Source organism: Mangrovivirga halotolerans (genome assembly GCF_026241165.1).
In the GTDB taxonomy this organism is placed as follows: domain Bacteria; phylum Bacteroidota; class Bacteroidia; order Cytophagales; family Cyclobacteriaceae; genus Mangrovivirga; species Mangrovivirga halotolerans.
Genome location: NZ_JAPFQN010000009.1, coordinates 18,517 through 45,175, shown reverse-complemented (window position 1 = coordinate 45,175; position 26,659 = coordinate 18,517). Strand labels below are relative to the sequence as shown.

Annotated in this window: 26 protein-coding genes; 5 read left to right on the top strand and 21 right to left on the bottom strand. The window is 32.5% G+C overall.

Going from position 1 to position 26,659, the window contains the following annotated elements; translation table 11 throughout:
• Positions 1 to 20 precede the first annotated feature (20 nt).
• The 5 genes from OO013_RS15155 to OO013_RS15135 are packed head-to-tail and all read right to left on the bottom strand — an operon-like array spanning position 21 to position 3,374.
• On the bottom strand, positions 21 to 1,142 hold the full coding sequence (locus tag OO013_RS15155; protein WP_266057770.1) for a DegT/DnrJ/EryC1/StrS family aminotransferase: 1,122 nt from the start codon (positions 1,140 to 1,142) through the stop codon (positions 21 to 23).
• Entirely contained in the window at positions 1,129 to 1,575 is a 447-nt protein-coding gene (locus tag OO013_RS15150) for an exosortase F system-associated membrane protein (RefSeq protein ID WP_266057769.1), read from the bottom strand. Before OO013_RS15150 ends, OO013_RS15155 begins: the two co-directional genes overlap by 14 nt.
• Positions 1,572 to 2,129, bottom strand: coding sequence for an exosortase family protein XrtF (xrtF, locus tag OO013_RS15145; protein WP_266057768.1), 558 nt, complete (start codon positions 2,127 to 2,129; stop codon positions 1,572 to 1,574). The genes OO013_RS15150 and xrtF overlap by 4 nt, the downstream gene beginning before the upstream one ends.
• 1 nt (position 2,130) lies before the next feature.
• A complete protein-coding gene (locus tag OO013_RS15140; RefSeq protein ID WP_266057767.1) occupies positions 2,131 to 2,769 on the bottom strand; it encodes an acetyltransferase in 639 nt (212 codons plus the stop codon).
• Complete coding sequence (locus tag OO013_RS15135) at positions 2,766 to 3,374, bottom strand: sugar transferase (protein WP_266057765.1); 609 nt, start codon at positions 3,372 to 3,374, stop codon at positions 2,766 to 2,768. Before OO013_RS15135 ends, OO013_RS15140 begins: the two co-directional genes overlap by 4 nt.
• A 1,096-nt stretch (positions 3,375 to 4,470) precedes the next feature.
• On the opposite strand from OO013_RS15135, the gene OO013_RS15130 reads away from it, so the two are divergent.
• On the top strand, positions 4,471 to 5,676 hold the full coding sequence (locus OO013_RS15130; protein ID WP_266057764.1) for a glycosyltransferase family 4 protein: 1,206 nt from the start codon (positions 4,471 to 4,473) through the stop codon (positions 5,674 to 5,676).
• Here the strand turns inward: OO013_RS15130 and OO013_RS15125 are convergent.
• The 4 genes from OO013_RS15125 to OO013_RS15110 form a co-directional block, all read right to left on the bottom strand.
• On the bottom strand, positions 5,668 to 6,669 hold the full coding sequence (locus OO013_RS15125; RefSeq protein WP_266057763.1) for a polysaccharide deacetylase family protein: 1,002 nt from the start codon (positions 6,667 to 6,669) through the stop codon (positions 5,668 to 5,670). The genes OO013_RS15130 and OO013_RS15125 overlap by 9 nt on opposite strands.
• A 205-nt stretch (positions 6,670 to 6,874) precedes the next feature.
• Complete coding sequence (locus OO013_RS15120; protein ID WP_266057762.1) at positions 6,875 to 7,285, bottom strand: hypothetical protein; 411 nt, start codon at positions 7,283 to 7,285, stop codon at positions 6,875 to 6,877.
• Between the two features lie 366 nt (positions 7,286 to 7,651).
• Positions 7,652 to 8,869, bottom strand: coding sequence for a hypothetical protein (locus OO013_RS15115; protein ID WP_266057761.1), 1,218 nt, complete (start codon positions 8,867 to 8,869; stop codon positions 7,652 to 7,654).
• Complete coding sequence (locus tag OO013_RS15110) at positions 8,870 to 9,856, bottom strand: GNAT family N-acetyltransferase (protein ID WP_266057760.1); 987 nt, start codon at positions 9,854 to 9,856, stop codon at positions 8,870 to 8,872.
• Positions 9,857 to 10,167: 311 nt separating this feature from the next.
• Between OO013_RS15110 and OO013_RS15105 the strand changes: the two genes are divergently transcribed.
• Entirely contained in the window at positions 10,168 to 10,545 is a 378-nt protein-coding gene (locus OO013_RS15105; protein ID WP_266057759.1) for a GxxExxY protein, read from the top strand.
• 439 nt (positions 10,546 to 10,984) lie between these two features.
• Here the strand turns inward: OO013_RS15105 and OO013_RS15100 are convergent, their stop codons facing one another.
• Complete coding sequence (locus OO013_RS15100; protein ID WP_266057758.1) at positions 10,985 to 12,100, bottom strand: glycosyltransferase; 1,116 nt, start codon at positions 12,098 to 12,100, stop codon at positions 10,985 to 10,987.
• Positions 12,101 to 12,249: 149 nt separating this feature from the next.
• Here OO013_RS15100 and OO013_RS15095 point away from each other — a divergent pair, with 149 nt between their 5' ends.
• The 3 genes from OO013_RS15095 (at position 12,250) to OO013_RS15085 (ending at position 15,770) form a co-directional block, all read left to right on the top strand.
• Positions 12,250 to 13,686: an MBOAT family O-acyltransferase gene (locus tag OO013_RS15095; protein WP_266057757.1), complete on the top strand. Its 1,437-nt coding sequence runs from the start codon at positions 12,250 to 12,252 to the stop codon at positions 13,684 to 13,686.
• Positions 13,687 to 13,692: 6 nt separating this feature from the next.
• Positions 13,693 to 14,568 carry an LB_356 family protein gene (locus OO013_RS15090; protein ID WP_266057756.1) on the top strand — a complete coding sequence of 292 codons (876 nt, stop codon included), beginning with the start codon at positions 13,693 to 13,695 and terminating at the stop codon, positions 14,566 to 14,568.
• 152 nt (positions 14,569 to 14,720) lie between these two features.
• The gene (locus OO013_RS15085; RefSeq protein ID WP_266057755.1) at positions 14,721 to 15,770 is read left to right on the top strand and encodes a right-handed parallel beta-helix repeat-containing protein; all 1,050 of its coding nucleotides are present in this window, start codon (positions 14,721 to 14,723) and stop codon (positions 15,768 to 15,770) included.
• 199 nt (positions 15,771 to 15,969) lie between these two features.
• On the opposite strand, the gene OO013_RS15080 is transcribed toward OO013_RS15085, so the two are convergent.
• The 11 genes from OO013_RS15080 to OO013_RS15030 form a co-directional block, all read right to left on the bottom strand.
• Positions 15,970 to 17,070: a glycosyltransferase gene (locus OO013_RS15080; RefSeq protein ID WP_266057754.1), complete on the bottom strand. Its 1,101-nt coding sequence runs from the start codon at positions 17,068 to 17,070 to the stop codon at positions 15,970 to 15,972.
• Positions 17,067 to 18,224 (bottom strand): glycosyltransferase family 4 protein, encoded by a 1,158-nt coding sequence (locus OO013_RS15075; RefSeq protein WP_266057753.1) that lies wholly within the window; start codon positions 18,222 to 18,224, stop codon positions 17,067 to 17,069. Before OO013_RS15075 ends, OO013_RS15080 begins: the two co-directional genes overlap by 4 nt.
• Position 18,225: 1 nt before the next feature.
• Complete coding sequence (locus OO013_RS15070; protein ID WP_266057752.1) at positions 18,226 to 19,086, bottom strand: sulfotransferase family protein; 861 nt, start codon at positions 19,084 to 19,086, stop codon at positions 18,226 to 18,228.
• Positions 19,086 to 19,865 (bottom strand): polysaccharide deacetylase family protein, encoded by a 780-nt coding sequence (locus OO013_RS15065; protein ID WP_266057751.1) that lies wholly within the window; start codon positions 19,863 to 19,865, stop codon positions 19,086 to 19,088. The genes OO013_RS15070 and OO013_RS15065 overlap by 1 nt, the downstream gene beginning before the upstream one ends.
• A complete protein-coding gene (locus OO013_RS15060) occupies positions 19,862 to 20,728 on the bottom strand; it encodes a glycosyltransferase (protein WP_266057750.1) in 867 nt (288 codons plus the stop codon). The genes OO013_RS15065 and OO013_RS15060 overlap by 4 nt, the downstream gene beginning before the upstream one ends.
• The gene (locus OO013_RS15055) at positions 20,721 to 21,584 is read right to left on the bottom strand and encodes a sulfotransferase domain-containing protein (protein WP_266057749.1); all 864 of its coding nucleotides are present in this window, start codon (positions 21,582 to 21,584) and stop codon (positions 20,721 to 20,723) included. The genes OO013_RS15060 and OO013_RS15055 overlap by 8 nt, the downstream gene beginning before the upstream one ends.
• Before the next feature lies 1 nt (position 21,585).
• Positions 21,586 to 22,458, bottom strand: a complete 873-nt coding sequence (locus tag OO013_RS15050; RefSeq protein WP_266057748.1) for a glycosyltransferase family 2 protein — start codon at positions 22,456 to 22,458, stop codon at positions 21,586 to 21,588.
• A gap of 26 nt (positions 22,459 to 22,484) precedes the next feature.
• A complete protein-coding gene (locus OO013_RS15045; protein ID WP_266057747.1) occupies positions 22,485 to 23,180 on the bottom strand; it encodes a CatB-related O-acetyltransferase in 696 nt (231 codons plus the stop codon).
• Positions 23,164 to 24,267: a glycosyltransferase family protein gene (locus OO013_RS15040; RefSeq protein WP_266057746.1), complete on the bottom strand. Its 1,104-nt coding sequence runs from the start codon at positions 24,265 to 24,267 to the stop codon at positions 23,164 to 23,166. Before OO013_RS15040 ends, OO013_RS15045 begins: the two co-directional genes overlap by 17 nt.
• Before the next feature lie 340 nt (positions 24,268 to 24,607).
• Positions 24,608 to 26,017: a lipopolysaccharide biosynthesis protein gene (locus OO013_RS15035; protein ID WP_266057745.1), complete on the bottom strand. Its 1,410-nt coding sequence runs from the start codon at positions 26,015 to 26,017 to the stop codon at positions 24,608 to 24,610.
• Positions 26,010 to 26,654 carry an SGNH/GDSL hydrolase family protein gene (locus tag OO013_RS15030; protein ID WP_266057744.1) on the bottom strand — a complete coding sequence of 215 codons (645 nt, stop codon included), beginning with the start codon at positions 26,652 to 26,654 and terminating at the stop codon, positions 26,010 to 26,012. The genes OO013_RS15035 and OO013_RS15030 overlap by 8 nt, the downstream gene beginning before the upstream one ends.
• Between the last annotated feature and the right edge of the window lie 5 nt (positions 26,655 to 26,659).

The window sequence follows — 26,659 nt, the reverse complement described above, 5'->3', positions numbered from 1 at the left end:
TACCCAATAATGTCAATTATTTATAAAAATCTTACTATTGTTTGAAATATTCGCTCTTTTTCTTCTTCATCTAACGATGAACAACTTGGCAAACATACACCTTTTTCAAACAAATACTCAGAAGTTTTATCGCCATAATACGGATACCCTTTAAAAACAGGTTGTAAATGCATAGGTTTCCACAGTGGCCGGGCTTCAATATTCTCTTTTTCAAGCTCTATCCTGAGCTCTTCTCTATCAAATGAAGTTCCATCAAGCAAAGCTGTGGTTAACCAGTAATTACTAAAATAACCTTCTGGTTCAGTTAGAAAATCAAACCCTTTATCTGAAAAGTTTTCTTTATACCATTGGTTAACACTCCTTCGTTGGTTAATTCTTTCATCCAGCACTTCCATTTGTCCTCTTCCTATCCCTGCACTAATATTGCTCAACCTGTAATTGTATCCAATTGTAGAGTGTTGATAATGCGGCGCCTGATCTCTTGCCTGAGTAGCTAAAAACTTAGCTTTTTCAACCAGGGCTATATCTTCACTCATTAAAGCTCCCCCTCCACTGGTGGTGATGATCTTGTTCCCATTAAAGCTAAATATTGCCAGATCACCAAATGTTCCTGTCTTTTTCCCTTTTATGGATGCCCCAAGTGCCTCGGCAGCATCTTCAATAACAGGGATTTCATATTCCCTGGCTATCTTCATGATTTCCGGCATATTAGCGGGCATACCATATAAATGAACCGGAATAATAGCTTTTACTTTCTTTCCTTTTCCCTGCCTGTCCTTGATCGCTTCTTCCAGGGCCTCAGGATTCATATTCCATGTATCTTTTTCGGAATCAACAAAAACCGGAGTGGCTCCCTGGTACATAATTGGATTGCAAGTACCTGAAAATGTAAAAGTAGAACAGATTACCTCATCTCCTCTTTCAACTCCTAAGAGGATCAACGCGAGGTGAATTGCTGCTGTACCACTTGACAATGCGGCTACATGATATCCTCCTCCATGGTATTTTGAAATGCTTTCCTCAAAAGCCTGCAAATTTGGCCCGACAGGTGATATCCAGTTAGTATCAAACGCTTCATTAACATATTTTTGTTCAGCTCCCCCCATGTGAGGTGCCGAAAGAAAAATTCTACTTTTCGTCATTATCTCTTTTCTGTTTTATATATAATGCCGGTATCAACAAGATCATTAGAACCGGATTTAATATTAATCGATGAATAAAATTGATCATCGGACCATTATATGTGGGATAGTAAATTTTTAATATGACATAAGGTATAAAAAATACAAATAATCCGATCAATTGAACTAAAACTGCAAACACAACAAAATCCCTTCGTCCAAACGATCCTGCAATAATTGTTATTGCAAAGATATCATTCAATACAAATCTAATTGCCCTGTTGACCAGGAAATGCGAAAGCTTACTCCATGTTTCTGTCTCAATTCCTAATGTAGTGCCTATTAAATTCACCCATCCGTATTTTTGAGTGATATAAACGATTGCCAGTCCCGATAAGCCAACTATTATCCAGACAACGCGCCATGGATAAGAAATTTGTGATTCTTTACTCATACACGTTCACTTCCCTTTCTGGTTGAAAGCTGAAACTTTTTACCTGTAACCCACCACCACCACAATCCAAAAACGGACAAATAAATTATAGCAGTAAACCCAAATTTATGCATAAAATACATTTGATCAGGATAATGCTGAGTAATAAAAAATAACAAACCTATCCTTCCTAAATTAAAAATGTGAATTACAATTAATCCCATTGGAATAAACCATATCCATTCTTTTTGAGGAGGCCTGAAAGACAATACAAACGACACAAAAACAATGAATACATTCAATCCATTGCAGCCTTCATAGACCGATAACACAGAATGATCGCCTTTATTTATGTAAACATATTGTCCTTTATCACTGCTGGATGTTTTAATTTCTTTTCCTGTATCATTAAATAATGAAATCACTTTGGCTGTTTGACGACTGACATATTCAGTCATCGGATCAGGTTTGTTTTTAAAACTCTCTACATAATATCCATAGATGATATTTAGTACAAAATAAAGGATTAAAAATTTACCCAGAAAAAGTATGACTGGCTTGAATTCTTTTATCATATCAAATTTCTTTTGCAGGAACCCCAACTACTGTCTTTCCGGACGACACATCTTTTGTAACGACAGCCCCACTACCAACTTTTGATTCAGTTTCTATTTTACAGCCATTAATTAGATTTGCTCCACTGCCGACAAGGCATCTTTCTTCAAGTGTGGTATTACCTGCTAAATTAACTCCTGGCATTATAGAGCAAAAGTGACCAATTTTAACATCGTGTCCGATAGTTGTATTTAAATTTATCAATACAAACTCACCAATTAAAACATCTGTGGTAATCCTGACCCCGGAACAAATGATCGAGCCCTCTCCTACCTGAACTTTTTCATTACTCGAAATATCGGCTTTGGGATGAATTAAATTAGGATAATATAAATTTGGCTGCCCCTTTAGGCGATCAAAAATTTTAAACTTTGTAACAGGATCACCAATAGCTAATACAACTGCCAGGGTATGATCAACTTGGTTCAATTGATCAATATCACCTAACACATGTAAACCGGCTATGTCTGTACCTTTTGAGATACCATCATCGTAAAAACCAATGACATCCCAGGTTTTACTGACCTGGTTAATATTTTCTATGAGGGAATGAATTTCTTTCCCAAGCCCTCCTGCACCGATTATTGCTAGTTTACTCAATTTTCAGATCCTTTAAATTTTTCCATTGTTACCGAGGTATCACTATTGATACCTTCTGCAACAAATACTTTTTTTATTGTTAAAATAAGAATTTTAACATCTAATGTAAAGGATAAATTATCAACGTAATACACATCGTAATCAAATTTCTTTTCCCAGCTAATCGCATTTCTTCCGTTTACCTGTGCCCATCCAGTTATTCCCGGACGAACATCATGCCTTCTTGCTTGTTTTTCATTGTATAGTGGAAGATATTCTACTAGTAGCGGACGAGGCCCTATTAACGACATATCGCCTTTTAATACATTAATCAATTGAGGCAATTCATCAAGGGAAGTTTTTCGAACAAATTTACCAAGACCATGGAGACGTTGATCATCGGGCAATAAGTCTCCATTCTTATCTTTGGCATCCGTCATGGTTTTAAATTTAACCAACTTAAAAACTTCTCCGTTTTTGCCAGGTCTGGGTTGAACGAAAAAAGCTTTGCCATTTTGATTGACGGCTAGAAGAAACCAGACGATCAAAAATATCGGTGAGGCAGTAATGAGTCCAATCAGACTCATGATAAAGTCAATTATTCTTTTGAAAAAATCCCTGTACATGTTCAGGACAAAAGTAAGGAATTGGGGGGAAAGTGTATAGTTATTGGTTATTAAGTTATTGGAGATTAGTTATAGGTTAGCTGATTAATTAATAATAAGACATTCAAACAAAAAATAAATTAAAAACACTTATAGTGATATAATTAAAAGAAACAGCAAGCTGTTACTTAATATTAACCACAGAGAACACGGAGTACACAGAGAAAATTGCTGCGCAATAAAAAAAACACCGCTAAGACGCGAAGGTCGCTAAGAAAAAACAGCAAGCTGTTTACATTTTTGATCACAGAGTTCACAGAGGCAATTGCTGCGCAATTAATAAATACACGGCAAATCCTTAGACTCTGACATCAACGTTAGGAGATCGTCACGGGATCGGAAAGTTCGCAAAGGAAATTGCTGACACAATTTATTCAGAATACGAGATTCAATAGTACAACATTTGCCACACTTAATTTAAATGTTACTTAGAAGGGCGCGGTAGGAATGACAATATCACGAGGGTGGGAAGGATTGTGGGTGAGGAGATTTGATAGTGTCTTGACTTTTTTGCTTCGTTTTTGTGTCAAGACAAAAATGAAGAGAATCTTTCACTTAATCCCAGATGACACCTAAGGTCTCTAGTACTATTAATACCATATATCCAGCTGATGATATGTTCCGCAGGGCATGTCGAACAGAAATATTTGCGAATTAAAATCGCATTTATTTTTTATTCCAGATGCGCTGCGCTAACATCTGGAACAGCAACAAATAAGTGAAAGAGATGGGTTAATAAGTGATTGGTTATTAGTACGCTTAACTCTAAAATGAAGAACCAGGATTTACAGGGATTAAAAATAGATTAACAGGATTGCTCCTGAGACAAAAAAAATACACCGCAGAGTCGCTAAGAACGCAAGGGGAAACAGCAATATTTAAATTTTGAGTCTAATTTTTATTCAGATACCACAACACTAATCAAGTATGCTAAACTAGTAACCATTAATTAATACCAATCCCTATTCACCAATCACCAATAACTATTCTCTATTTTCTAATCACTAATAACTACTATCCAATAACTATTCTCCAAATCCTTCCTTATCTTAGCACCATGAATAGAAAACCTCGTATTCTTAGAGTAACAACAGTTGCGTTATCATTAAAAACCCTTCTGAAAGGTCAGATGAAATTCATGGGTGACAATGGTTTTGAAGTGCTCATGACCAGTGCGCATGATGACGATATAGAATCCCTTGAAGAATACGAGAACACTAAGCATATTTCTATCCCTATGACCCGGGAGATCACCCCTTTTCAGGATTTGCGAGCGCTAAGAGAAATGGTTTCTCTTATAAGATCTTATAAACCGGATATTATTCATACGCATACACCTAAAGCGGGACTTATTGGAATGTTGGCCGGTAAATTTTGTGGAGTACCTATAAGGCTTCATACTGTTGCAGGAATGCCTTTAATGGAAAAGAAAGGGGTTTTAAAGTCTATTTTGGTTGCAGTAGAAAAAATTACTTATAAAGCTGCAACAAAAGTCTACCCTAATTCAAATACTCTTGCCAGGTACATTATTGATAATAATTTCACCCGAGCCTATAAGATAAATGTAATTGGAAATGGCTCCAGCAATGGAATCAATACAGATTATTTCAAACCTTCTGAAGAGATCAATACTGAAGCAAGAATCTTAAAATCAAAATATGAGCTGGATGGAAATCTCGTTATTGGTTTTGTCGGAAGATTGGTTGGGGATAAGGGAATAAATGAATTGGTAAAGGCATTTGATGAGATAAACAGGCAAAATCAAAGAACAAAATTATTATTGGTTGGTCCTTATGAAAAGGATTTGGATCCTTTAAAAGAAGAAACTGAAAAACTAATCAACAACCATCCGAATATAATTACTACAGGATTCCAAAAAGACATCAGACCTTATTTAGCATTGATGGATATTTTTGCTTTCCCTTCTTACAGGGAAGGGTTTCCGAATGTGGTGATGCAGGCAGGGTGCTTCAATCTTCCTTCTGTTGTTTCTGATATCAATGGATGTAATGAGATTGTAGTTGATGGTAAAAATGGAATTATTATCCCACCCAAAAGTATTGAAGCACTTCAGAATGCATTATTAAAACTAATAAATGATGCAGCTTTACGTGAAATGATGTCCGAAAAGTCTAGAGAGATGATTACCTCCAGGTATGATCAACAAGTTGTCTGGGATAAAATAATTCAGGAATATGACAAGGTATTATCTGAATCAGGGATCAAGAGAAATATATTAGTAGAAGATCAAACATCAAACTGATACTTTATTCATTTCTTCAAGTAAAATCGATGTTTCCTTCATATTCAGGCTAACCATTCCATACCTTTTTTTGAGATCCAGAAAATGATTTAAAATCTCCTTTAAGTCCCGCATATTTTCTTTTGGATGATGACCGAAATTATGAGGATGCCACCAAAGGTGATACACTTCATTATTCTTTGCTGCTACAGTCATTTCCTTCTTGACCTTATTGATCTTAAACCGGTTAAGCTTTTCTTCTTTTGGAGACCATGCTCTTAAAAGCCTGCTGGCAGGTAACAGGTAAGGTATATTATTAGTATCAATAGATTCTAATGAATAACTTGATTTTTTACCTAAAGGAAAAAATGCATCCAGACCTCTTACTAAGCGTTTTAATTTGGGTTCGTTATGCGTATTAATATTCCAGAACCAATCATCGGGATTCGAACGAACTGAAGTAATCCCTTCTTCTTTACATATTTTGAGATAATCTTCATTAAACTGATTACGAGGAAAAACAAGACTTTTCAATTCAATTCCAAGTTCTTTAGCAATGGCTTTATGTGCTTTCAGATCAGCTCGGAATTGTTCAGGTTGCTGCCCGGGTTCATTACAATAATAGTGAGCAAAAGTATGGGTAGCCATCTCCTGGCCGGGGACATTACTGATCAATTTGATCAGGCTTTGTGCAAAATGGATCGGATCATTCATTTCAGATTCCCCTAAATCATTTTCTTTAATATAATTGTATGCTGAAAGAGCTTGATTTTCATATCCGGGAATATTTTCCGGAGTATATTTTTTAATATCTTCAATTCCATCTGCAAACAACATTCCTACAGTAGCCCAGGTAACATGTGTTTCATGTTGCTCAAAAATCTTAAGGTAGTCAGGAATGATCCTGCGCGTTACCATGAAATATTTCTGAAGCTTATTGAGATCCCATTTCTCGAATCCACCCCAGATCAATTCAAAATCAAGGCTTATTGTAAAAATTCCATTGTTAATCATAAGGCAAAGATAGTGGTTACTGGTTGATTAAGTTATTAGTTGATTAAGTTATTGGTGATTGGTTATTAAGTTACTAGTTATTAGAGATTGGTTACTGGAAATTAAATGACTAGCGATTGGTAATTGGTTATTAGTTCGCTTGACTGGAAGGGAAGGTAATTGATGTTTTAAAATACACCACAAAGACGCTAAGATCGCAAAGTTCTTAAAACAGAGATTGATTGTCAGAAAAATCAGCAAGCTGTTTAATCCTTAACCACAGAGTTGAAAACCCTGACACCGACAATGGAAGGTCGTCATGGGAGCACAGAGGACACAGAGAAAATTGCTGACGAAATTTATTGTGGATATGGGCATCAATAGTTCTTTGTGGTTTCAATTTACAATAATAATTCTCTAATCTCACTCCCACACTCACTCTGCTTTCGGGGGTCGATATTGTCTTGATTCTTTGATCCTGACATGCGATAGCATCGTCATGGGCTTTTTGTTCTGCCCTGATATTTATCGTCATGGGTTCGTTTCTTGGATGCTGACATGCGAAAGCATCGTCAGTATTTGTATCAAGACAAAAATGAAGAAGAAAACATACTTCACATATAAATAGAGGATTCATAAAATAACTGAATAGCCCTTGACTCGAATAACAAAAAACACACCGCTAAGACGCTAAGATCACTAAGAAAACAGCTAGCTGTTTTATTTTTTAACCACAGAGATCGCAGAGAAATTAGAGAAAACAGCAAGCTGTTTAAACCATAAACCACAGAGTAAACGGAGGTTTCAGAGAAATTGCTTTGCAATTATTTAACACCTCTAAGATCGCAAAGTAAATAGAATTAATTAAGAAAAGTTTTGAACCGTGAATGACTGGGGCTTTAAAACTAATAGTCAGCATTACATTTCACTCAGTTGATTCTCGCTATTAAATGAATCTACCAATAACTTAATCTACTAATCACTAATAACAAATCACCAGCCATTACTCCACCTTCATCGCTTCCATCTGCGCCTTCATTCTGGCCTTCCGTTGTTTTTCTTTCCAGACAGCATAAGCAGCTTTCATTTTCTTATCATCCAGCATTTTAACGATAATAAAAAGAAACAAAAGCATAACCTGGCTTTTTTGCCTGATAGCTATACCAAGGTTTCCGGAGATCTGTGCGAGGGCGATAGAAACAGTAATAAAACTTAAGAAAGCAGTTTTAACGGTGAAGTCCCCGGTAAAAAGATATTTAAGACCACCTTTAGCAAAAAACATAATTGTCACAGCAAGCAGAAATACATTTTCAAAGGATACAATGAGACCAAGCATTCCCGGAGCATCAAAGAAGAGCGGTCTGTATAAAAATGTAAAAACCTGTAATGGAAGAGAATAACTCGAAATATCAATTCCAGAGGTGGCCTTTGCTAATTCCGCGGCTCTATGATCTAAGTTCAATCCCGAGGCAATTTCTTCGCCTTGTTCTATACCAACCATCGCAAGTACATCCTGGTAAATAAAAGCAAATGCCCCAGCTGCAATAATAATTACCCCTATTTTCATTCCTGTAGTCACCCCTTTATTACTAAATGTAAATCCAATTATTGCCGATATTAGCATGACAAACATAATATGAGGACGAATATGATAGATTAACAACCCTGCCAATAGCAATATTTTCCATCGTCCTTTTATATTATTCAGACCATAAAAGAAAAGCCCGATACCAAAAAAAATTATTGAACCTTTTCCAAATGATCCGGACCAGAAATGCAGGTTAGGTAATAGGAAAAATAAAGTAACCAGATCAAACCCAAAAAAAGAATGGTTAAACTTTATTCTTTCTTTAAAAAAAAGGTAAAAATAAATAAAGCCAAGCATCCCAAAAAAGGAGAAAAGAGCCATCATGGCTTCATAGCTAAAACCAAACCATTTCACAAAAGGATACCCGATCCATTCGATAAATGTAGTACTGGTTCCGTAAAAATCCATCCATTCAGGCCCTCTAAAATTATACAATATTTTTTTGTAATAATATTGCGAATCTGATGGATTAAATACTGCATACAAATAATATGCAAAAGATAGAAATAGATGATAAGGAATTAAGTTCTTTAAAAAATTAAGATCAATTTTAGGATGCTTGCTTTGATAATTATTAATAATACTCAAGCTAATCCCCCAGGTTATTGCTATGATCAGTAATCCGTATATCATTTAAAAAAGTTCAAGATCTCCAAGTGACGGACTCCATTGATTAAAATCCAGCCATTCCTTTTCATTCACCTCCTGAATATGTCTCCAGGTCACTATGGGGCCAATTGATGGATTCATCGTCGCACTAATTAGTTTTTTACCAGGATAGTGTTCTACGCTGCCAAAAGTTATCGCTACTGCTTTAATATTTTTTGCTTCTGATTTTATTGCCTTATTGATATCAGACTTGTTGACACCTTTAGCTGCAAAGATATCACAAATCCTTAACTCTTTACCCCATCTGTTTTCTTTAACTCGATAATTGATATATAACCCACTATCAGTAATCGAAAAATATTTTGCAACCGGAACCTTTGCGTATCTCCACTTAATATATTCATTTGAATAATCAGTTCTCCATATTCCTGGCAGGTATCCTGTTGAACCAATATATTTTTCAGGATTTGAATGATCGATCACATCAATCAATTCTTTATTTTCTTTACCCAGTAATTCATATCCGGATCCGGATGCTTTTTTATTCTTAAGATAATTGATGGCCATTTTAAAAGGGGAAAGAATTCTGATCCCAATAGGAAGCTTTCCTGCTTTTACCCAGCCCATTTTAATATACCCGGGCATGCTTTTTTCATTGGGAGTATTAAATACCATATTGATCCCCATTTCTTCACAATGATCAAGAGCAGCTAAAGTCAATTTTTTGAATATCCCTTTCCCCTGATGATCCGGATGTGTTGCAGTATCCACCGCCCTGATCGCTTCAACAGTTTCAATCCCATTCGTCCATCGCCATCTCATAAAGGCTCTTACTCCAACTAATTCTTCACCTTCAAAGGCAAGTAAGACAGGGGATTCACCAAAAGGATTATCTACATGCTTCCATTGCCAGTATTCCTCTGACTTAGGCATTAGCCCTTCACCAAGAGAAAGCTTAAGAAGATTGATTATAGCAGGAATATCTGAATGAGTACCGGGGCGAATTGTCATGAGTTAATAGTTATAAGTGATTTGTTAATAGTTATTAGTCTGATGACCTTTAATCTGAAAATAATATTTAAATAGGAAAAATAACCACAATAACTTTAAAATATTGAATGGCGAAATTAAACTTTAATTTACTGCTTAGCTAATTTCATTTTTCAATAAATTAGAAATCAGCATGCTGATTATTTTTTTGAACCACAGAGGGCACAGAGATCACAGAGAGTTTTCTTACGAAAACTATTAATTCGTAAAAATATTCGGACATTTGATGAATTGGAATTATCTATTATGTTTTTTAACCAAAACTAAGTGTTATGTCTGAAAATGAAATTACCAGTGAGGTTATTCGCTGTTCTATTGAGGTTCATAAAGAATTAGGCCCAGGTTTGCTGGAATCAATTTACGAAGAATGCCTGATTCAAGAATTAATTTATAATGATATAAAGGTACTGAATCAAGTATCTCTTCCTGTTTATTACAAAGGAAATCAAATTGATACCAAGTTAAGACTGGATTTATTAATTGAAGAAAGTGTAATCGTAGAGGTGAAATCGGTAAAAGAATTTGATCCTGTCCATACTGCTCAAATAATGAGTTATTTGAAATTAACAGATCTTAGGGTTGGGCTATTAATAAATTTCAATGTCTTACAATTAAAGAGTGGCTTAAAAAGAATTGTAAATGGTTTTTGATGCCCTCAAATTTTACTTTTATTAATATCAAAAAACTGCTTGCTGTTTTCTCTGTGCTCCCATGACGAAGCTATCGCTTGTCAGAATCTAAGACTCTACGTTCTTTGGGGTTAAAAATATAAAACTGCCGGCTGTTTTTCCTTCACAACGATATAAGCTTTTAGGATTCTGAGGTCAGTTTATTTAATTGCTTTAGCAATTTCTCTCTGTGTTCTCCGTGCTCTCTGTGGTTAGAAAAGAACAGCTTGCTGTCTTCTTAGCGACCCTAGAGTCTTTGCGGTGTACTTATTTTTAAATTTAAAATGCGTAAGCATTTCTTTGCGTCCTCTGCGCCTTTGCGGTGTATTTAAATTTTATAGGGAAGCTATTTTAAAAATGCGCAAGCATTTTCCTCTGTGATCTCTGTGCCCTCTGTGGTTTATGTATTTTAAGCGAAGCGTTATTTCCTATTCAGTGTTTCTAAGTATAAATCCTCTAGCTGTGAAACCATGTTTTGCAAACTAAAACTCTCCACTACCCTTTCCCTTGCTCCTTTTTGAAGTAATTTAAGTTTATCCCGATTATTCACGAGCTCATTGATTTCACCCGATAATTTCTGCCAGTCTTCAACTTTGACCATACTACCTGACTTCCCATCTTCGATCACTTCCTTAATACCTCCGGCATTGGTGGTAACCACAGCACATTCCATGCTCATTGCCTCGAGTAAGGCAATCGGAAGTCCTTCAAATTCTGAGGTCATCATAAAAACATCCATCGCTGAAAACCAATCAATTGTATTGGTTTGAAGTCCGGGCATAAATACTCTATCTTCCAGCCCTAGCCTTTGACGTTCCTGAAGAATCTCCTGTTTTAACGGGCCATCACCAACAATGACACCATAAAGGTTTTCATTTTGTTCAGACGCTTTAGCAAAAGCCTGTAACCATTCCTTTAATCTCTTTTGAAAGCGAAATACAGCTACAGTTCCTACAAGTAAACCATCGTCAGGTAATCCAAGTTTTTTTCTTATAACATTTCCAGCTTCGACATTTTTTTTAAAAGCCCTGGTATTGACTCCATTTAATATAGTTTTGACTGGAACGGATGGGCGAATATTATTTTGAATAGAATCCGAAACATCTCCTGAAACAGCTATTCCGGTATTTTGCCAATTGAAAGTTAGTTTATTTAAGAAATAGGTGATTTTATGGTATCGTTCCTGCTTGTTATGCTCGGTGTAAAGAACGGGTATACCTGAAATTTTATGAACTACCCGACCTAAAAATCCTGCCCAGGGTAAATGGCAATGGATAATATCTATATTATACTCTTTGCAATAGTCAACAACGCGCTTTGCCTGCAACATAATCTTAATATTATTAGAAGCATTAAAACAGGTTACTTTCCCCTCACCTTCCTCTATTGCGCTTACCATTTGATCTTTCCATGGCAGAAAATAGATATAATGAAATTCGAATTTTTCTGTGTTATGAATCTTCAAAGTTTCAGGAAGAAGCATTTCCGCTCCGCCCCTACCTAAAGACTTAATTATATGCAGGACTTTAATTTTCATTTAGCGAAGATAAATAATGAGTTCTTGCGCTAAAAAGAAGTTTAGCTAAATATTCTTTTTACTAAGATATTATTCCATCTATATGTTTTTCTATTTATTTTATATTCTATTTTTGCACGAGAGATAATAGCAACCCGTTCAGGAAAATAATGATTTTTAATTCTTTAGAGTTTGCAATTTTTTTACCCCTGATTTTTTTTCTTTATTGGTTTGTTTTTAACAAATCTCTAAAAGCTCAAAATATATTATTAGTTGTATCTAGCTATGTGTTTTACGGTTGGTGGGACTGGCGATTTCTTTCCTTAATTCTTTTTAGCACACTAGTTGATTACTCTATTGGATTACAACTTCGAAAAGAAGAGGTGAAGACTAAAAGAAAGGTTCTTTTATGGACAAGCATATTAGTTAACCTGGGATTTCTTGGGTTTTTCAAATATTTCAATTTCTTTCTTGACAATTTCAAACAAGCATTTACTTTTTTCGGATATCAAATTGATGGCTATAGCTTAAATATCATACTCCCCGTCGGGATTAGCTTCTATACTTTCCAAACATTAAGTTATACCATTGATGTTTATAAAAGAAAACTTGAACCTTCTAAAGACTTTATCTCTTTTACTGCATTTGTTAGTTTTTTCCCACAATTAGTAGCCGGACCTATCGAACGTGCAGTTAATTTACTTCCTCAGTTTTATAAAAAAAGAACCTTTAACTATACTAAAGCAGTAAACGGATTAAGACAAATTTTATGGGGATTATTTAAAAAAGTGGTAATCGCAGATAATTGTGCAGTGGTTGTAAACAAAATATTTGCTAATTATGAAAACTATAATGGCAGTACTCTTATTTTAGGAGCTGTATTTTTTGCTTTTCAAATTTACGGAGATTTCTCTGGTTATTCAGATATTGCTATAGGCACTTCCAGATTATTTGGATTTGACCTGATGAAAAACTTTAACTTCCCATACTTCAGTAGAGATATAGCAGAATTTTGGAGACGATGGCATATTTCGTTGTCAACTTGGTTTAGAGATTATCTTTATATTCCATTAGGAGGTAGTAAAGGAGGAACTTGGATGAAAGTCAGAAATACATTTATTATCTTCCTGGTAAGTGGATTTTGGCATGGTGCTAATTGGACTTTTATAATTTGGGGTGGATTAAATGCGTTATACTTCCTGCCATTACTATTAACTAAAAGAAACAGAAAAAATACAGATGAGATAAGTAAGGGACGTATATTACCCTCAGTTAAAGACTCTGTCTCGATATTATTTACATTTGCCATTACAGTTTTAGCCTGGATATTTTTCAGAGCTGATACTGTGGATCACGCTTTAAATTATTTGGCTAACATTCTTTCTTATGATCTTTTCTCTCTGCCCCAAATAGCCCCATATAAAACTTTAGGATTACTTTTTGTATTTCTAACTATAGAATGGCTGGGTAGAAATAATAATTTCGCAATTGAAAAATTTGGTGAGCGTTGGTATAAACCTTTGAGATGGGCTACATACTACTTGTTAATTTTTTCGATCTTTTATTTTGCCGGAGATCAACAGGAATTTATTTACTTTCAGTTTTAAAAAACTATGAATAAATTTATAAAGCAAGTAATTAATTTTCTACTAATTATAGTGATATATTGTACATTCACAGGAGGATTCAACTATTACCATGCTTTTATTAAACAATTAAAATTTGAACAAACTAATATACTTATAGCCGGAGATTCTCATACTCAAAAAGCCTTAAACCCATCTTTATTTAAATCAGCAAGAAATGTTAGTCAACCTGCTGAACCATATGTGATCACTTATTGGAAATTAAATAGAATATTTAAAAGCAATATTCCGGATACCTTAATTTTGGCTTTCACTCATCATAGTATTTCTGGTTTCAACGATATTAAATTTTCGACTAATAAATGGGCTGCTAAGGAAATGTTCAATAGATCTTATTCAATAGAAAGATTTGCAGAAATTCAAAACGATGTTAAAATTGACTGGCACCTTAAAAATATAATTAAACTCAAAAACATATTACTATTCCCTAAAACAAACCATCATTCTAATTTTATTGGAAAAGGTTATAATAATTTTTCAAAAAGCGATATAAACGACTTCAAAACTGCTATAAATAGACATTTTTATAATAATGATTCTATATATAGCTTCTCTAAAACATCTATTGAATATTTAAATAAAATCATTCATCTATGTAATGAAAAAAATGTGAAGATTATTCTGGTTTCACCTCCAGTACATGAAAAATATTTTAATCTAATCCCGGATATATATCTCAAAAAATTTGATAGCCTGAAAACTTCATTTAAAAATCAACAAATAAGTGTTTTTGACCAATCTGATATTTCCCTTCCAGAATCAATGTATTTAAATTCAGATCATTTAAATAGCGAAGGTGCTGTATTTTTCACAAGTAAAGTGAAAGATTACATTCAAGATTAAATAAGAAATAACAATAAGTATTATAAATTTCATACAATTCCCTACACTACTAAAAATTCATTTAGTCGGAAATCATATTGAATTTTATTTAATGACCAACCCTATCAGAAAAGTGGCATGATTTTGGCCAAGTAACCTAAAAAGAGATAATTATGAGATTTATATTAATATCATTTATAACAACATTATTGATCATCTCCTGTAAAGCTCAAAAAGGAGTTTCATTATCAAAGAATTCTGATCTACAAGAATTTATTACCGAATTAGAAAACGGGACAGAATACACATTTGAAAAGCAATCTTTCAATAGAGAAGAACCTTTAATAATAGAAGGTAAAGAAGGGTTAGTACTTGATTTTTCAGGATCAACAATCATATCAAATACCAGCGGTGAAAATGTAAAGCCTTTGCACAAAAAAGAAAGAAATTGGCCTCGAAACCGATCCCACGTAATAATAAAAAATTCAAAAAACATTAAGATTTTGAATTTAAATATTGATGGACCACATTCAAATGGTGGAACAAGTGAAAAAGCATATGTTAGAAGGTTAGAAGCTCAACATGCGTATGAAATTATTAATTCTAAAAATATAGTTATTGAAGGAGCTAATATTAAAGAAATTTATGGTGATGGCATTTACATTAGTAAAAGATCTTCGCAAATTTTAATTCAAAATTGCAATATCTCTAAAAATGGAAGGCAAGGTATAGCAATTACTGAAGGATTTAATATTGAAATCAAAAACAATGAATTTAATGAGATAAGAAGAGCCCATATAGATCTTGAGTGTAACCATAATTCGGATACCATAAAAAATATTACAATATCAGGTAATGTTTTCGGGAGTAAAAGATTAAAATGGATTGCTGCAGCTTCTTCAAAAGGTATTGTTACCGAGGTGACGGTTAAAAATAATAAGATTAATTCTACGGCTGACATCTACTTGGGAAATGTTAAAAATAAGAGAAAGCAAGGCCCTTACTACTTTTACGATAACAGTTCTCATAAAGGATATGGAAATCCACAAGGAATCATTTGGAAATTATTTAATGTTAACGGATTTACAGCAGAAGGAAATCAAATTAGAGCACAAGCTTATAGAGATATGCATCTAGTAGGTGGTAGAAATGTTACAAATTTACACCTAAACAATAATTTTGTTTCACATGGCTCTCCAAGTTTTAAAAAATTAGGCAATTAATAACTTTATAATTACACTTAAAATTGATGACACTAAGCCTTACTTATCAATTTTAAGTGTAATTGTTTTTATATTAATTAACTTTTAAATGTCGTTGAATAAGAAAGAATACTTTTATTTTAGTTGAAATTTAATTTCTATAGATTTTATTTTAGAGAGTCTTATTAAATATAAGTTTTAATATTAGAAAGAATCTAAATCAGATAATTTTATTATCATCATTCAATGCCTTGAAATAAAAGCTGATAAATTCATCAGAGATTTTAGAATTATTGTATTTCAATTCTATTAATGCTTTTGCATTAGAAACTATTTTGTTTCTTAATTCAGGGTTATTCATGAGGATAATTATACTTTCAACAAAAGTCTCCTCATCATTTTTTTTAATTAATTTCCCGGTAATATCTTCTTTAATTATTTCTTTAATTCCTCCGACATCGTATGCAACTACAGGAATATTACAAAACATCGCTTCAAGTATAACGCCAGGTAATCCTTCAATTATACTTGGCAACACAAATATATCACCTCCTGAAATATAATCTAATGGATTATTTACATATCCATAAAAAGTAACACTATGTTGTAGGTTCAATTTCTCAACTTCTTCCTCTGTTTTTTTTCTCAAGGGACCATCTCCAATAAGGTGAAGATGTGAATTATTCTTTTTCAATAACCGATCAAAAATTCTTATTAAACCTTCATGATTTTTTTCAAATGTAAACCCGCCTACGTGGATGATGTTGAATTTCTTAGTTTCATACTTGGAAGGTGTAAAATTGATTTTATCTATATCCAATCCAATAGGAATTACTTTAGTCTTTTCCGTAGTTGAAGGAAATAAATTATTAAGGTCTTCCATGGAAGACTTAGATACAGAAGCTATAATATCGGTATATCTATAAAAAAATGAATTGATAAATTTTGTAATTGGTGATTTAATATAATTACTCACCATGCTGGCATTTCTAAAACAGATTGGTTGTTTCCAGGTGTGCAACAATTTAGATAAAACAGAATACTTTAGTGTATCACCTGCATTAGCCTGCACAATATCCGGGTCAAATTCAGAGATTATTTTATTTAGTGTACTGTATGCTTTAAAGTCCCACCACCTTTTACTCTTTTGACCATTTAAGGAAACCAATAACTTTTCAGATACCGGCATTTCTGCATCCCCATCAAATAAATAAACTATTAAAACATCATGACCAGAATTAATTTGATGCTGTGCTAATTGACAGGTAAATATTTCAGCTCCTCTTCGTTGCTTTTTTTGTATAAGGTGAAGGATCCTCATCTTCTGCTTGAATCTATAATTTCCTGATAATAACTAAATACTTCCTGATGAATATCCTCAATCTTAAATTTACTCCTAAATCGCTGAAGACTTTTCTTTCCCATTTCAGCTCTTAGCTTTTCATTATTTATTAAATGAGAAAGCTTATCTGACAATTCCAAATGATCATTCTTCTTAAAAAGCAATGCATTACCATCCTTATCAACCACCTCATTTAACACAGGTATATCAGTACAAATTATCGGTAAAGCTGCTGCCTGTGCTTCTATTAAAGACCCCCCAAGACCTTCGTAAAAAGAGGGAAAAACAAATATATCTGTAACCGCTAAAAACTTTGCTACATCATTTCTATGCCCCATCCAGTGTATATCAGCACCAAGTATGTTTGCGTTTAAAAATGATTTTATATCTTCACTTACATTACCTTCCCGGCCAAAAAATAAAAAAGAGACTTTTGATTTATCATTTGCATTAAGGCTTTCTATTGCTTTTAATAAAACCAGATGTCCTTTTTGAAACTCCTGTCGCCCCACATGGGTTATTATAATATTATCTTCCGGGATGCCTAACTCCTTACCAACTTTATCTTTTAATTTCTCTTTAGATTGAATTAATTGGTTTTCTTGTCTCCCACGATAAATAACGTTCATCTTATTTGGATGAATTCCCAATTCATTTTGATAATGATCATGGACAACTTTAGTAATGGGAATAAATTTATCAGTAAACAACTTACCGGTGATATTGTCAAGATACTTATAGAAGTAAAATGCTTTTTTTGATATCCTACTATCAGTTAATCTAACTGTATCATAAGTACAATTCACAAGACTTTCTATATGAACAAATGAAGTGAAAAGTTTAGCAAACCTGGTTCTTAGAGTTGCTTTAAACAATACTGTATGTACTAAATCAGGACTAAACTCCCGTATTAAGCCAGCAATTTCTTTCGACTGGTTAAAAAAATCTTTTTCTTTAACAAAGTGCACATCAAAACCAGCCTTTAATATTTCTTCTTCAATCCCTACTTTTCGATGTTCCAGGACAGCTATTTTTAATTCAACACCTTTATCTCTCAGGTAATACCATAAATGAGCGTTTGAGCGTTCAGCCCCTCCAGTGCCCAGGGAATCCTGTATAAAAAGAATTTTCATATTATAGCTTTACAGGTTTGAAATACCCAAATTCTTTTAGCTCCTTTTCAGCTAATTCATTTATTACTTTCCAATCATTTAAATCTAATCGATTATAACTTTTCTGATTCTGATTAGATATTCTTGCAGTCTTACCATGAACTTGAAAAGTATCCGAAAAATCACTTTCACTTAAATTTGAGACACCTAAAAACTCTGTTACCCGATTCATCTCGCTTTTAGGATCAGCTGTTAAACCTTCATAGGTGATTTCTATAAAATTAGGTATCTGGTTTTTAGCTTCATTCACTTTGTTAACACTCCTTTTCCATTGTTCAATAGCAAATGAGATATCGTATTGATCCCCAATCTCATCTTTTATTTCAGGCATCACTTCTGCTTTTCTTCTAATTCCTTCAGCAGAAGCATATCCATCTCTGACTAAATGGATTACGTGAACATTATCTAAATTCCTGGTAAAAAATTCTATTCGGGCTGTATTAGAGATAGATTTCTCTACAATAATTTTGTTTGACTTATTAACAAAATGAGACCAATGCCTGATCATCCGGTTAATAATCCGGTTTGAATTTGAAGGAACTACCATATCCTTTTCACACTTCACCCACATTCTTCTCCAGCCAAAGTCTTCAGGCCTGGGAAGTACATCAGTCAGCATCACCCCCTCATCCGGTAAAACTGTAAGTTCGCTTGATTTGGATAAAATTTCAGTTAAAAGAGTTGTGCCTGAATTATAACAACCAACTATAAAAACCCACTTTTCAGGATTAAGGTCATACCCTGTTTGATAAAAAATATCACTGATTACTTTATTTTTCCTGAAACGAGTGAAAAACCTATGTTTAATTGTCTTTTTAGCCACTAATTTAAAAGCTTATGTCCGGCTTTGATCAAGGGGAGTAATTTACTGTGCCACCCCGATAAAATAAACTTAAACTTAGCCATTGGCGTTGAATCATTCACGCTTAAGCGAGATATTCTTAATGGGTTGTGGTTTTCTCCGTTTATTTTATGATCAAAAAGAAATGCATACTTAATACCAAATTCCTTTAGAATTGATTCGGCCTGGTCATTATAATTTCCATTTGGATAGGCAAAAATATCAAACCCATTCAAATTATTTCTATCAAAGAAGTCTTTGGTTTTACTCAATTCTTCTCTTAACTCATCTTCTGTACATTGATCAAACATCGGGTGACTATAGCTGTGGTTTGCTATAATTACTCCATTATCTTGCATTTCTAATAATTGATCGACCCTCAATTGTTTCTTTTTATATATAGGTTTGCTGCTGTTTTGCTTTAATGTCTCTAAAAAGCTTAGCCGTTCTATATTTGGAATTGACTTTAACCAGTTTAATTCATTCTTGTCACCCTGCTTTTCTGAATAATATTCATATTCATCCCACCAAAATGGTTTATCCGTTTCGATCAGAGAAGGAATTATAAAAAGGATAGAAGGAATATTATATTTTCTTAAAAGTGGAAAAGCATTTTCATAGAATGATAGGTCTCCATCATCTACAGTAATGAGAACATCAGTTCTATTCTTAATTAATTTCAGGTGTTTAGTAAACTCATTTTTAGCACTAAACTGATGATAAGCTAATATTTTAGATTTTAAAGTGAAATCAAAATTCATCTTTCAAATTTAAAAGTTGCAGGATTCAATGATTTCCCCTTAACACCTAGAATTCCATCTAATAAACCAATTATCCGATATTTAAACTTTTTCAGATTCCCCTTTAATAGGGTCCCGATAATTCTCTTAGACTCTATTACCAAAAAATCAAAAACCTCAAATGAATTAGCGTGCAATTTCAAATAATGCACATGATTTCGAGTCTGGTAATAGCCACGCCATAATGAACTAGTTTGTCCCATAGCACCCGAATGATCAATTTCATGATAAATATTTTCAATACAATGAATTTTATATCCGGCCTTTCGAATTCTTTGACAATACTCAATGTCATCATACATCATAAACCAATCTTCAACAGGAGTACCCACTTTTTTAATGATTTCAGCCTTAAATATGCAACCATCAAAAAGACCAAAATCTAATTCAACTAATTTTGAATTAGAAAAATCGGGTTTAGTTCTTTTCCCTAGCTTAATACTAAACCCATCCAAGCACAAAAAATCAGAAGAATATTTATAAAAATTCTTTATAACATATTCGCTCAACTCCGGACTAGGAACGCTATCGTCTTCAAACAACATTAGATTATCAGAATCGATAAAACTATCAGATAAATAATATTTAAAACCATAAGCTAATGCAGCACCATGTCCAATATTATTTCCTGTATTTAATATTTTAAGGTTATCAAAATTGCGATATTGATTAAGCACTTCGTCTGTATTATCTGTACTCCCGTTATTAATAATATATAAAATTGAAGGCTTAATTGTCTGATTCAGAATAGATTCTATGACATTGCTCAATCTATCGCTACGATTAAATGTTACTAAAAACGCTTTATATTTTATTTTATCCATTATATTCTTTCCAGGGAACTGAAACAATATTATTCAATGAACTAATATCATTACTAAATATCTTTCGATACTTTTTCTTTTCAGAAATAGATAATGTTTCCTTCTTAGTCCCTAATGTTTTAATATTTGTATTATAAAAATGAAGAATTTTTGTCTTTGTCTTTTTAGGAAAGGAATTCCAGATCAGTTGCAAAGGTTTAAATTTGCTTAATACAGGAACAAGTCTATTGAAAAACTTTCCATCCTTTGATTCAAAATGTTTTTTAGTAACGTCAACTTTTGATCTTGAATTGATATTCAGAAAACTATATAATTTTTCCATTTCAAAGTGAGGATTCGCTTCTAATTCCTCAAGAAACATAAAATGGAAGTTTTCGATCGGAAAAAAGTCTAAATATTTTTTAATATTGGAGTAATATAAACTATTCCCTAAAACTCGTTCTTTTATTTTATTAAAAGATTTTTCAGACGATTCTTTATAAAGTACATCATCCAGGGTCAAACTTATTTCATCAATCCTTTTTATCATTTTATAATGAGAAAATGCTCTTTCAACAGGTTCTCTCATAATAACAATCAATTTAAGATCTGGATTATAATTGTATAATCTTTCAGGAACAAGATCATTGACAAAATACCTTGAAGCTACTTTACCCTTTAACCCTTCAAAATTATCAAAATAATTATTATGATAAACATCAACTTTATCCGGATCAAAATCTTCAGCATTAAAATAATGCAATTCTTTTTCAAATGGCATTTGAACCTCTGGATTACCCTTTAGATAATGAAAAAGACTTGTGGTTCCTGACTTAGGAGCACCTAAGCAAATAAAGTTTATTTTATTACTTTTCATTTTATAAAATCCTTAAATACCATTTAAAAAAGTATTTTAACCTGGTAATTCTAAACTTAATTGAATTTGGATATTCGGCCTTTCTTATGTTAAACAAAGCTCTCCTGTAAGCTAATATATATTTTGATTTATAATCCAGGCTGCTCTTAATATTGGAAAAATACTCATACTGAATATTAGCTAAAAATGATTTTGTTTTAAAATTACTTGTTGAGATACGGTTTTCATCATGAACTCTTATCATCGCTGTGGGTTTTTCCCATTTACCAGGAACAACATTATAATGAAAACATAATCTACCCCAAAGTTCAGAATCTTGATGCAATCTTAAATCTTCTCGAAAAGCCTGAATTTCATTAAATATATCTTTCCTGATTGTTATACAATTTGTACAAAATGAACCAGCTCCTGGTATTAATAATTTATGAAATAAGTTAATTCCCGAATAAGGTTGATGAAATCTTGCAAATTTGTTTAATGATTTGACTTTCTTTTCAGAATAATATTGCGCACAACTGTAAACTCCATAGACATTCGAATTATTAAATAATTCAGCCTCATTACTGAATCTTCCTGGCAAATACCAATCATCAGCATCTAAAAAGGATATATATTCACAATTAGCATATTCAATCCCCAAGTTTCTACTTGGGCCTGCGCCTTTGTTTTCTCTATTTGGATGTGTGAATAATTTTACTTTGTCATATTTATCAGCTAAACTTTTACAAAGTTCTAATGCATTATCAGGACTTCTATCTTCTATTAATAATATTTCTCCAACTTCCTTTTGGTTAATTGCAGATTTGACAGCATGCTCTAAATACTTTTCTGCATTATAAACTGGAATAATAACAGAAACTTTAAAGTGGGACATAACTAAATTTAAAGGATGAAACAATACTATTTATCAATATCAATTTGATTTACAGGCAGTTCAAATAAATTTCTTTTCTTTAAGATCTTCTCTGTTGACCAATTCCACCATTCAAGTTTTTCTATCCTATCTATTGTTTCCTGATTAAATCTATATTTAATAACTTTTGCAGGGGATCCCCCTGCTATAGCATAAGGGGGTATTTCACTGTTTACAACGCTATTTGCAGCAATTATTGCTCCATTCCCAATTTTGGCTCCGGACAAAATAACACTTTGAGTACCTATCCATACATCATTTCCAATGATTATATCTCCTTTAGAATAAATATCATCTTCAACCTTACCACCCAATATATTTGTATTTATATAATAACTTGTTAATCTATCAAAATGATGATTAAATTCTTGAATAGAAACATTTCTTGCTATGCTACAGAAAGAGCCAATATTTACAGAGTTTACACTTGCAAGAATATCCATGTTAGGCCCATTAAGTGAAGTATACCTGCCAATGTTAACGGGAGATTTACCAGTAATTTTAACTCCTCCTATTATTTTACAACCTTCTGCAATATTAACCTTACCCTTTATTTCAGATTTTCTTATAATAGCATTTTGGTCTATGGAGTATCCTTTTTCTAAATTTATATGGTTAAATCTTTTAAATTCAAAAAACAATTTATTTATAATCCGGTATTTTAATTTAGCTAGTAATCTCATCTAATATAACTTTATAATCTTTTTCTGTGTTAGTTTCCTTTTTAACATTTTTCCCAAAACTAATTACAGTTTCAATTAAAGATAAAACTTCATCACTATTTTCAAGGCAACCATTAAATATAGACTGATTGAGTTCAAGATCTTTATATATTTCCAAACCTATTTCATCACATATTATTGAAGGTACACCTACCATTGATGCTTCAGATATTGAACCGCTATAACGTGAAATATGAACGGAGGCAATTTCTAATAATTGTGGCAACTCAAGTTCATTAGGGATATCAAAATTAACCTTTTTTAGAATATTAAATTCCTTCAACTCCGTTTCAAAATCGTTTTTCTCAGACAAAGTCATTCTAGGATGATACCTGATCCACCATTCATACCTATCACTACTTTTATAAATAACTTCAAGAATATCTTTCTCTAGAACAGGATTAAGAGGTTGAACCGTGATTAATATTACAGGTTTATCTATATTAATTAAAATAGATTTCTCTTTTAAAAAATCAATCCATGGATTCCCCCCATAGATTACTTTTTTATTTGGACTAATCCAATTTTCAATATTTTTTCCAGAAACTTTATCCCAAACCCAATAGATATCAGGAAGCATTTCAAAATCACTTAAAAGTTTACGATTATAAGTGTACATTGGATGAAGTTCTCCCTGTGCTCCATGCTGCATGTCAATTGACTTTACCCCCATACGAGAGGCCGCTAGATTCATGCCCAACATTTCATTATTATAATAACATAATCCAAAACTTAATTTAGGATTAACCTTTTTAAAAATAAATGAATAAATCCTGGTCCAAACAATTACAGTAAAAAGAATACTTAAAATTTTATTTAGAAGTAACTGTTTATCTAAATCATATCTTTCTTGGACTTCTAATAAGATATTATTTAAATCCGTGTCATCATTTGTTAAAGAAACTGAAGGGAAATTTGTGAAAAATTTAAAAAAGGGAAACAAATAAGTTAGTTTAAAAATCCTTTCTCTTCTATAAAGATTTGAATTACTGGTTGCTGAATACTCAAACAAATAACCTCTTTCCCCATGAATTTCCAGTTGATCCATAATTGGATCAAAATACCTGTTAACAGATTGTTTATTGTAAAATACGCGATGTCCTTTCGCTCCAGAGAATACAACTTTTGAATTACTCAAATTGTAATAAAACAGGAGATTAAAAATTGAGTAACAAAATCTAATTAGCGACAGGAGCTTGTTTCTTAATTTTTCGTATAAAGTATTTCTTACTTTATTATGAGAACTCTTTCTTTTGTTTCTATTGAACTGAAGAAAAAAAATCGACTTCTTAATAATTGGCCATATTTTAATCCCCTCAATTTCAATTCTTTCAACTTTATACTTTTGTTCGAGATTTAAAAGAAACTTCACTAATGCAATCCGGTCTTTATATTGCATGTATTTTATTGTTAATTTTATAAATAAATAACGTGCCTATACCAAGAGTTATTAAGGAAATAAAAATTTTGTATTCCTGCTCAAACTCAACAGTTATTTTGGCAAAAACAGTTAATATAATTGTTAAGAACAACCAAAACATAGGATAAAATTTAGCGTCAGAATTATCCGAAAAAACTTTAAAATAATATCCTGAATAACCCATTACCATATAAGAAACAAAGGTTGTATATGCTGCAACCTCAAATCCGAAAATTGGTATAAAACATATGTTCAATAATAAATTAATAATACCTGCTCCAAATGTCACTCTCCAGAGTAAATTGGTTTTTTCTATATACATTAGTTTTGCGTTAGCTCCAAAATACATTGGTCTGTAATTATAAGCCATAACAATTATGACCCCCAAATAATACATCGATGCCAATTCTACATTTTTAATTAGTAATCCGAATAACTCTTTCATCCATATTGAAAGAATAAAAGTTATTATCAGGAATGAGATCTGAAGAATAAATATTAAGCCTGCGGCTGACTTATCATCATTTTTTTTATAATATCCATTTAACAGTGGACCAACGGCTAATCCACTGGCGGTACCCAATGAATTCGTGAATTTCCCTACAGTATATGCGATATTATATCTTCCAATATTTGCAGTAGGAACTTTCATCACATCCATTATCAATTTGTCACTACTTTCCAGTAAATACGAAGAATAGTAATGAGGAACCATGGGTAAACTTATTTTCAAAGCAGAACGAATATACCTCCATTTAAAATTAAATATTGGAGTTAATTTCAATATATAATTCAGAGGAAAAAAATAGGATAAATTACGTAATACACCAACTATAAATGATGACCAGAACCATCCCATATATCCCAGCTTATAATGAACTATAAATAAAATGTTAAGCCCCACAGATAAAACACCTAAAATAATTGTTCTGATAGCTATTTGTAAAGGCATTTGCTTTAGCTGATAGTATGTGCTACACAAATTTGATGTTGGACCAAAGAATAAAATTGGGCCAATGTTTAGAAATACAATTAAATATCTATTATTAAAGGCTTCCTCCGGAACAATAAAATATATCAAAGTGGCTAATAAAAAAGAATATATAATATTCCATAAAGAAAGAAACCCATATATTTGTCTCCAACCCCATTTGTAAAAATTAGGTGATTTGAAAAAAGAGTTAACCAAGACCACCCTTAAGCCAATCATTGAAAATACCGATAATGCTGAAGTATAAGCAGTTAAAACACCTGCAACTCCATAATCTATATCAGTTAATTCACTGGTGATCAACGGTAAGGAAAAAAAAGAGGCAACTTTCGTTACCTGGGGAGCCAAACCATAAATTGCCGTATGAGAAAATAGCTTTTTAAGCATTTGATAATCTTTCCAAAATTAATTCGTAAATATATTTTTGGCCTTTAGAATTTAGGTGAATAGAATCAGACATAATAAACTCTCTAGGAATATCATTTAGGTCAATAAATTTATCTAAATAAAGTTCCTTTAAAATTGAGTTGTATTTTGCTATACTGTGGGTTATTCCAGGAACTTTCTTTTCATAATCTTCAGATGAAGGCAAAATTGATAATGGATAGATTTCGCTATCATTTAAAATCATTTTTATCTGACTTAATTTCTTTTGAAATTCTTTTGGTGGAGTATATCTGACTCCACGGACTTTGCGTAATATTTTTGAATTCTTCTTTATCAGCTTAAGAATAATATTAGATATAAAAGGGACTCTTTTTATAAAATCAAGCTCAAAATGATTTAATGACCTGGGAGCACAATCTACAATTCCACTTTGAATAATTACAATATCTGGCTTAAACATTTTATGATAAGAAACCTGCCTAAATAAATCATTTATAGTTCCTCCTCCTATAGAAACTTGATGAACTAAGAATTTCTCTTTCAGTAGATATGGCCAAGTATCCTCAAATTCGCAAGTCTCTGGTAATTCTCTTGGTAGGCCTAGTGAATCTGTTAAAACCAAAATTCTTTTTACCATTCAAC

What these genes read in the sequence shown, in the direction of transcription:
- OO013_RS15065 (WP_266057751.1), bottom strand. Translation starts at nt 19,865, where the DNA reads ATGAATTTTGATTTCACTTTAAAATCTAAAATATTAGCTTATCATCAG.
- OO013_RS15130 (WP_266057764.1), top strand. Translation starts at nt 4,471, where the DNA reads ATGAATAGAAAACCTCGTATTCTTAGAGTAACAACAGTTGCGTTATCA.
- OO013_RS15110 (WP_266057760.1), bottom strand. Translation starts at nt 9,856, where the DNA reads ATGACAATTCGCCCCGGTACTCATTCAGATATTCCTGCTATAATCAAT.
- OO013_RS15100 (WP_266057758.1), bottom strand. Translation starts at nt 12,100, where the DNA reads ATGAAAATTAAAGTCCTGCATATAATTAAGTCTTTAGGTAGGGGCGGA.
- OO013_RS15050 (WP_266057748.1), bottom strand. Translation starts at nt 22,458, where the DNA reads ATGTCCCACTTTAAAGTTTCTGTTATTATTCCAGTTTATAATGCAGAA.
- OO013_RS15090 (WP_266057756.1), top strand. Translation starts at nt 13,693, where the DNA reads ATGAATAAATTTATAAAGCAAGTAATTAATTTTCTACTAATTATAGTG.
- OO013_RS15155 (WP_266057770.1), bottom strand. Translation starts at nt 1,142, where the DNA reads ATGACGAAAAGTAGAATTTTTCTTTCGGCACCTCACATGGGGGGAGCT.
- OO013_RS15030 (WP_266057744.1), bottom strand. Translation starts at nt 26,654, where the DNA reads ATGGTAAAAAGAATTTTGGTTTTAACAGATTCACTAGGCCTACCAAGA.
- OO013_RS15055 (WP_266057749.1), bottom strand. Translation starts at nt 21,584, where the DNA reads ATGAAAAGTAATAAAATAAACTTTATTTGCTTAGGTGCTCCTAAGTCA.
- OO013_RS15125 (WP_266057763.1), bottom strand. Translation starts at nt 6,669, where the DNA reads ATGATTAACAATGGAATTTTTACAATAAGCCTTGATTTTGAATTGATC.
- OO013_RS15085 (WP_266057755.1), top strand. Translation starts at nt 14,721, where the DNA reads ATGAGATTTATATTAATATCATTTATAACAACATTATTGATCATCTCC.
- OO013_RS15035 (WP_266057745.1), bottom strand. Translation starts at nt 26,017, where the DNA reads ATGCTTAAAAAGCTATTTTCTCATACGGCAATTTATGGTTTGGCTCCC.
- OO013_RS15115 (WP_266057761.1), bottom strand. Translation starts at nt 8,869, where the DNA reads ATGATATACGGATTACTGATCATAGCAATAACCTGGGGGATTAGCTTG.
- OO013_RS15045 (WP_266057747.1), bottom strand. Translation starts at nt 23,180, where the DNA reads ATGAGATTACTAGCTAAATTAAAATACCGGATTATAAATAAATTGTTT.
- OO013_RS15060 (WP_266057750.1), bottom strand. Translation starts at nt 20,728, where the DNA reads ATGGATAAAATAAAATATAAAGCGTTTTTAGTAACATTTAATCGTAGC.
- OO013_RS15135 (WP_266057765.1), bottom strand. Translation starts at nt 3,374, where the DNA reads ATGTACAGGGATTTTTTCAAAAGAATAATTGACTTTATCATGAGTCTG.
- OO013_RS15075 (WP_266057753.1), bottom strand. Translation starts at nt 18,224, where the DNA reads ATGAAAATTCTTTTTATACAGGATTCCCTGGGCACTGGAGGGGCTGAA.
- xrtF (WP_266057768.1), bottom strand. Translation starts at nt 2,129, where the DNA reads ATGATAAAAGAATTCAAGCCAGTCATACTTTTTCTGGGTAAATTTTTA.
- OO013_RS15095 (WP_266057757.1), top strand. Translation starts at nt 12,250, where the DNA reads ATGATTTTTAATTCTTTAGAGTTTGCAATTTTTTTACCCCTGATTTTT.
- OO013_RS15120 (WP_266057762.1), bottom strand. Translation starts at nt 7,285, where the DNA reads ATGAATCCTCTATTTATATGTGAAGTATGTTTTCTTCTTCATTTTTGT.
- OO013_RS15150 (WP_266057769.1), bottom strand. Translation starts at nt 1,575, where the DNA reads ATGAGTAAAGAATCACAAATTTCTTATCCATGGCGCGTTGTCTGGATA.
- OO013_RS15080 (WP_266057754.1), bottom strand. Translation starts at nt 17,070, where the DNA reads ATGAGGATCCTTCACCTTATACAAAAAAAGCAACGAAGAGGAGCTGAA.
- OO013_RS15040 (WP_266057746.1), bottom strand. Translation starts at nt 24,267, where the DNA reads ATGGATCAACTGGAAATTCATGGGGAAAGAGGTTATTTGTTTGAGTAT.
- OO013_RS15105 (WP_266057759.1), top strand. Translation starts at nt 10,168, where the DNA reads ATGTCTGAAAATGAAATTACCAGTGAGGTTATTCGCTGTTCTATTGAG.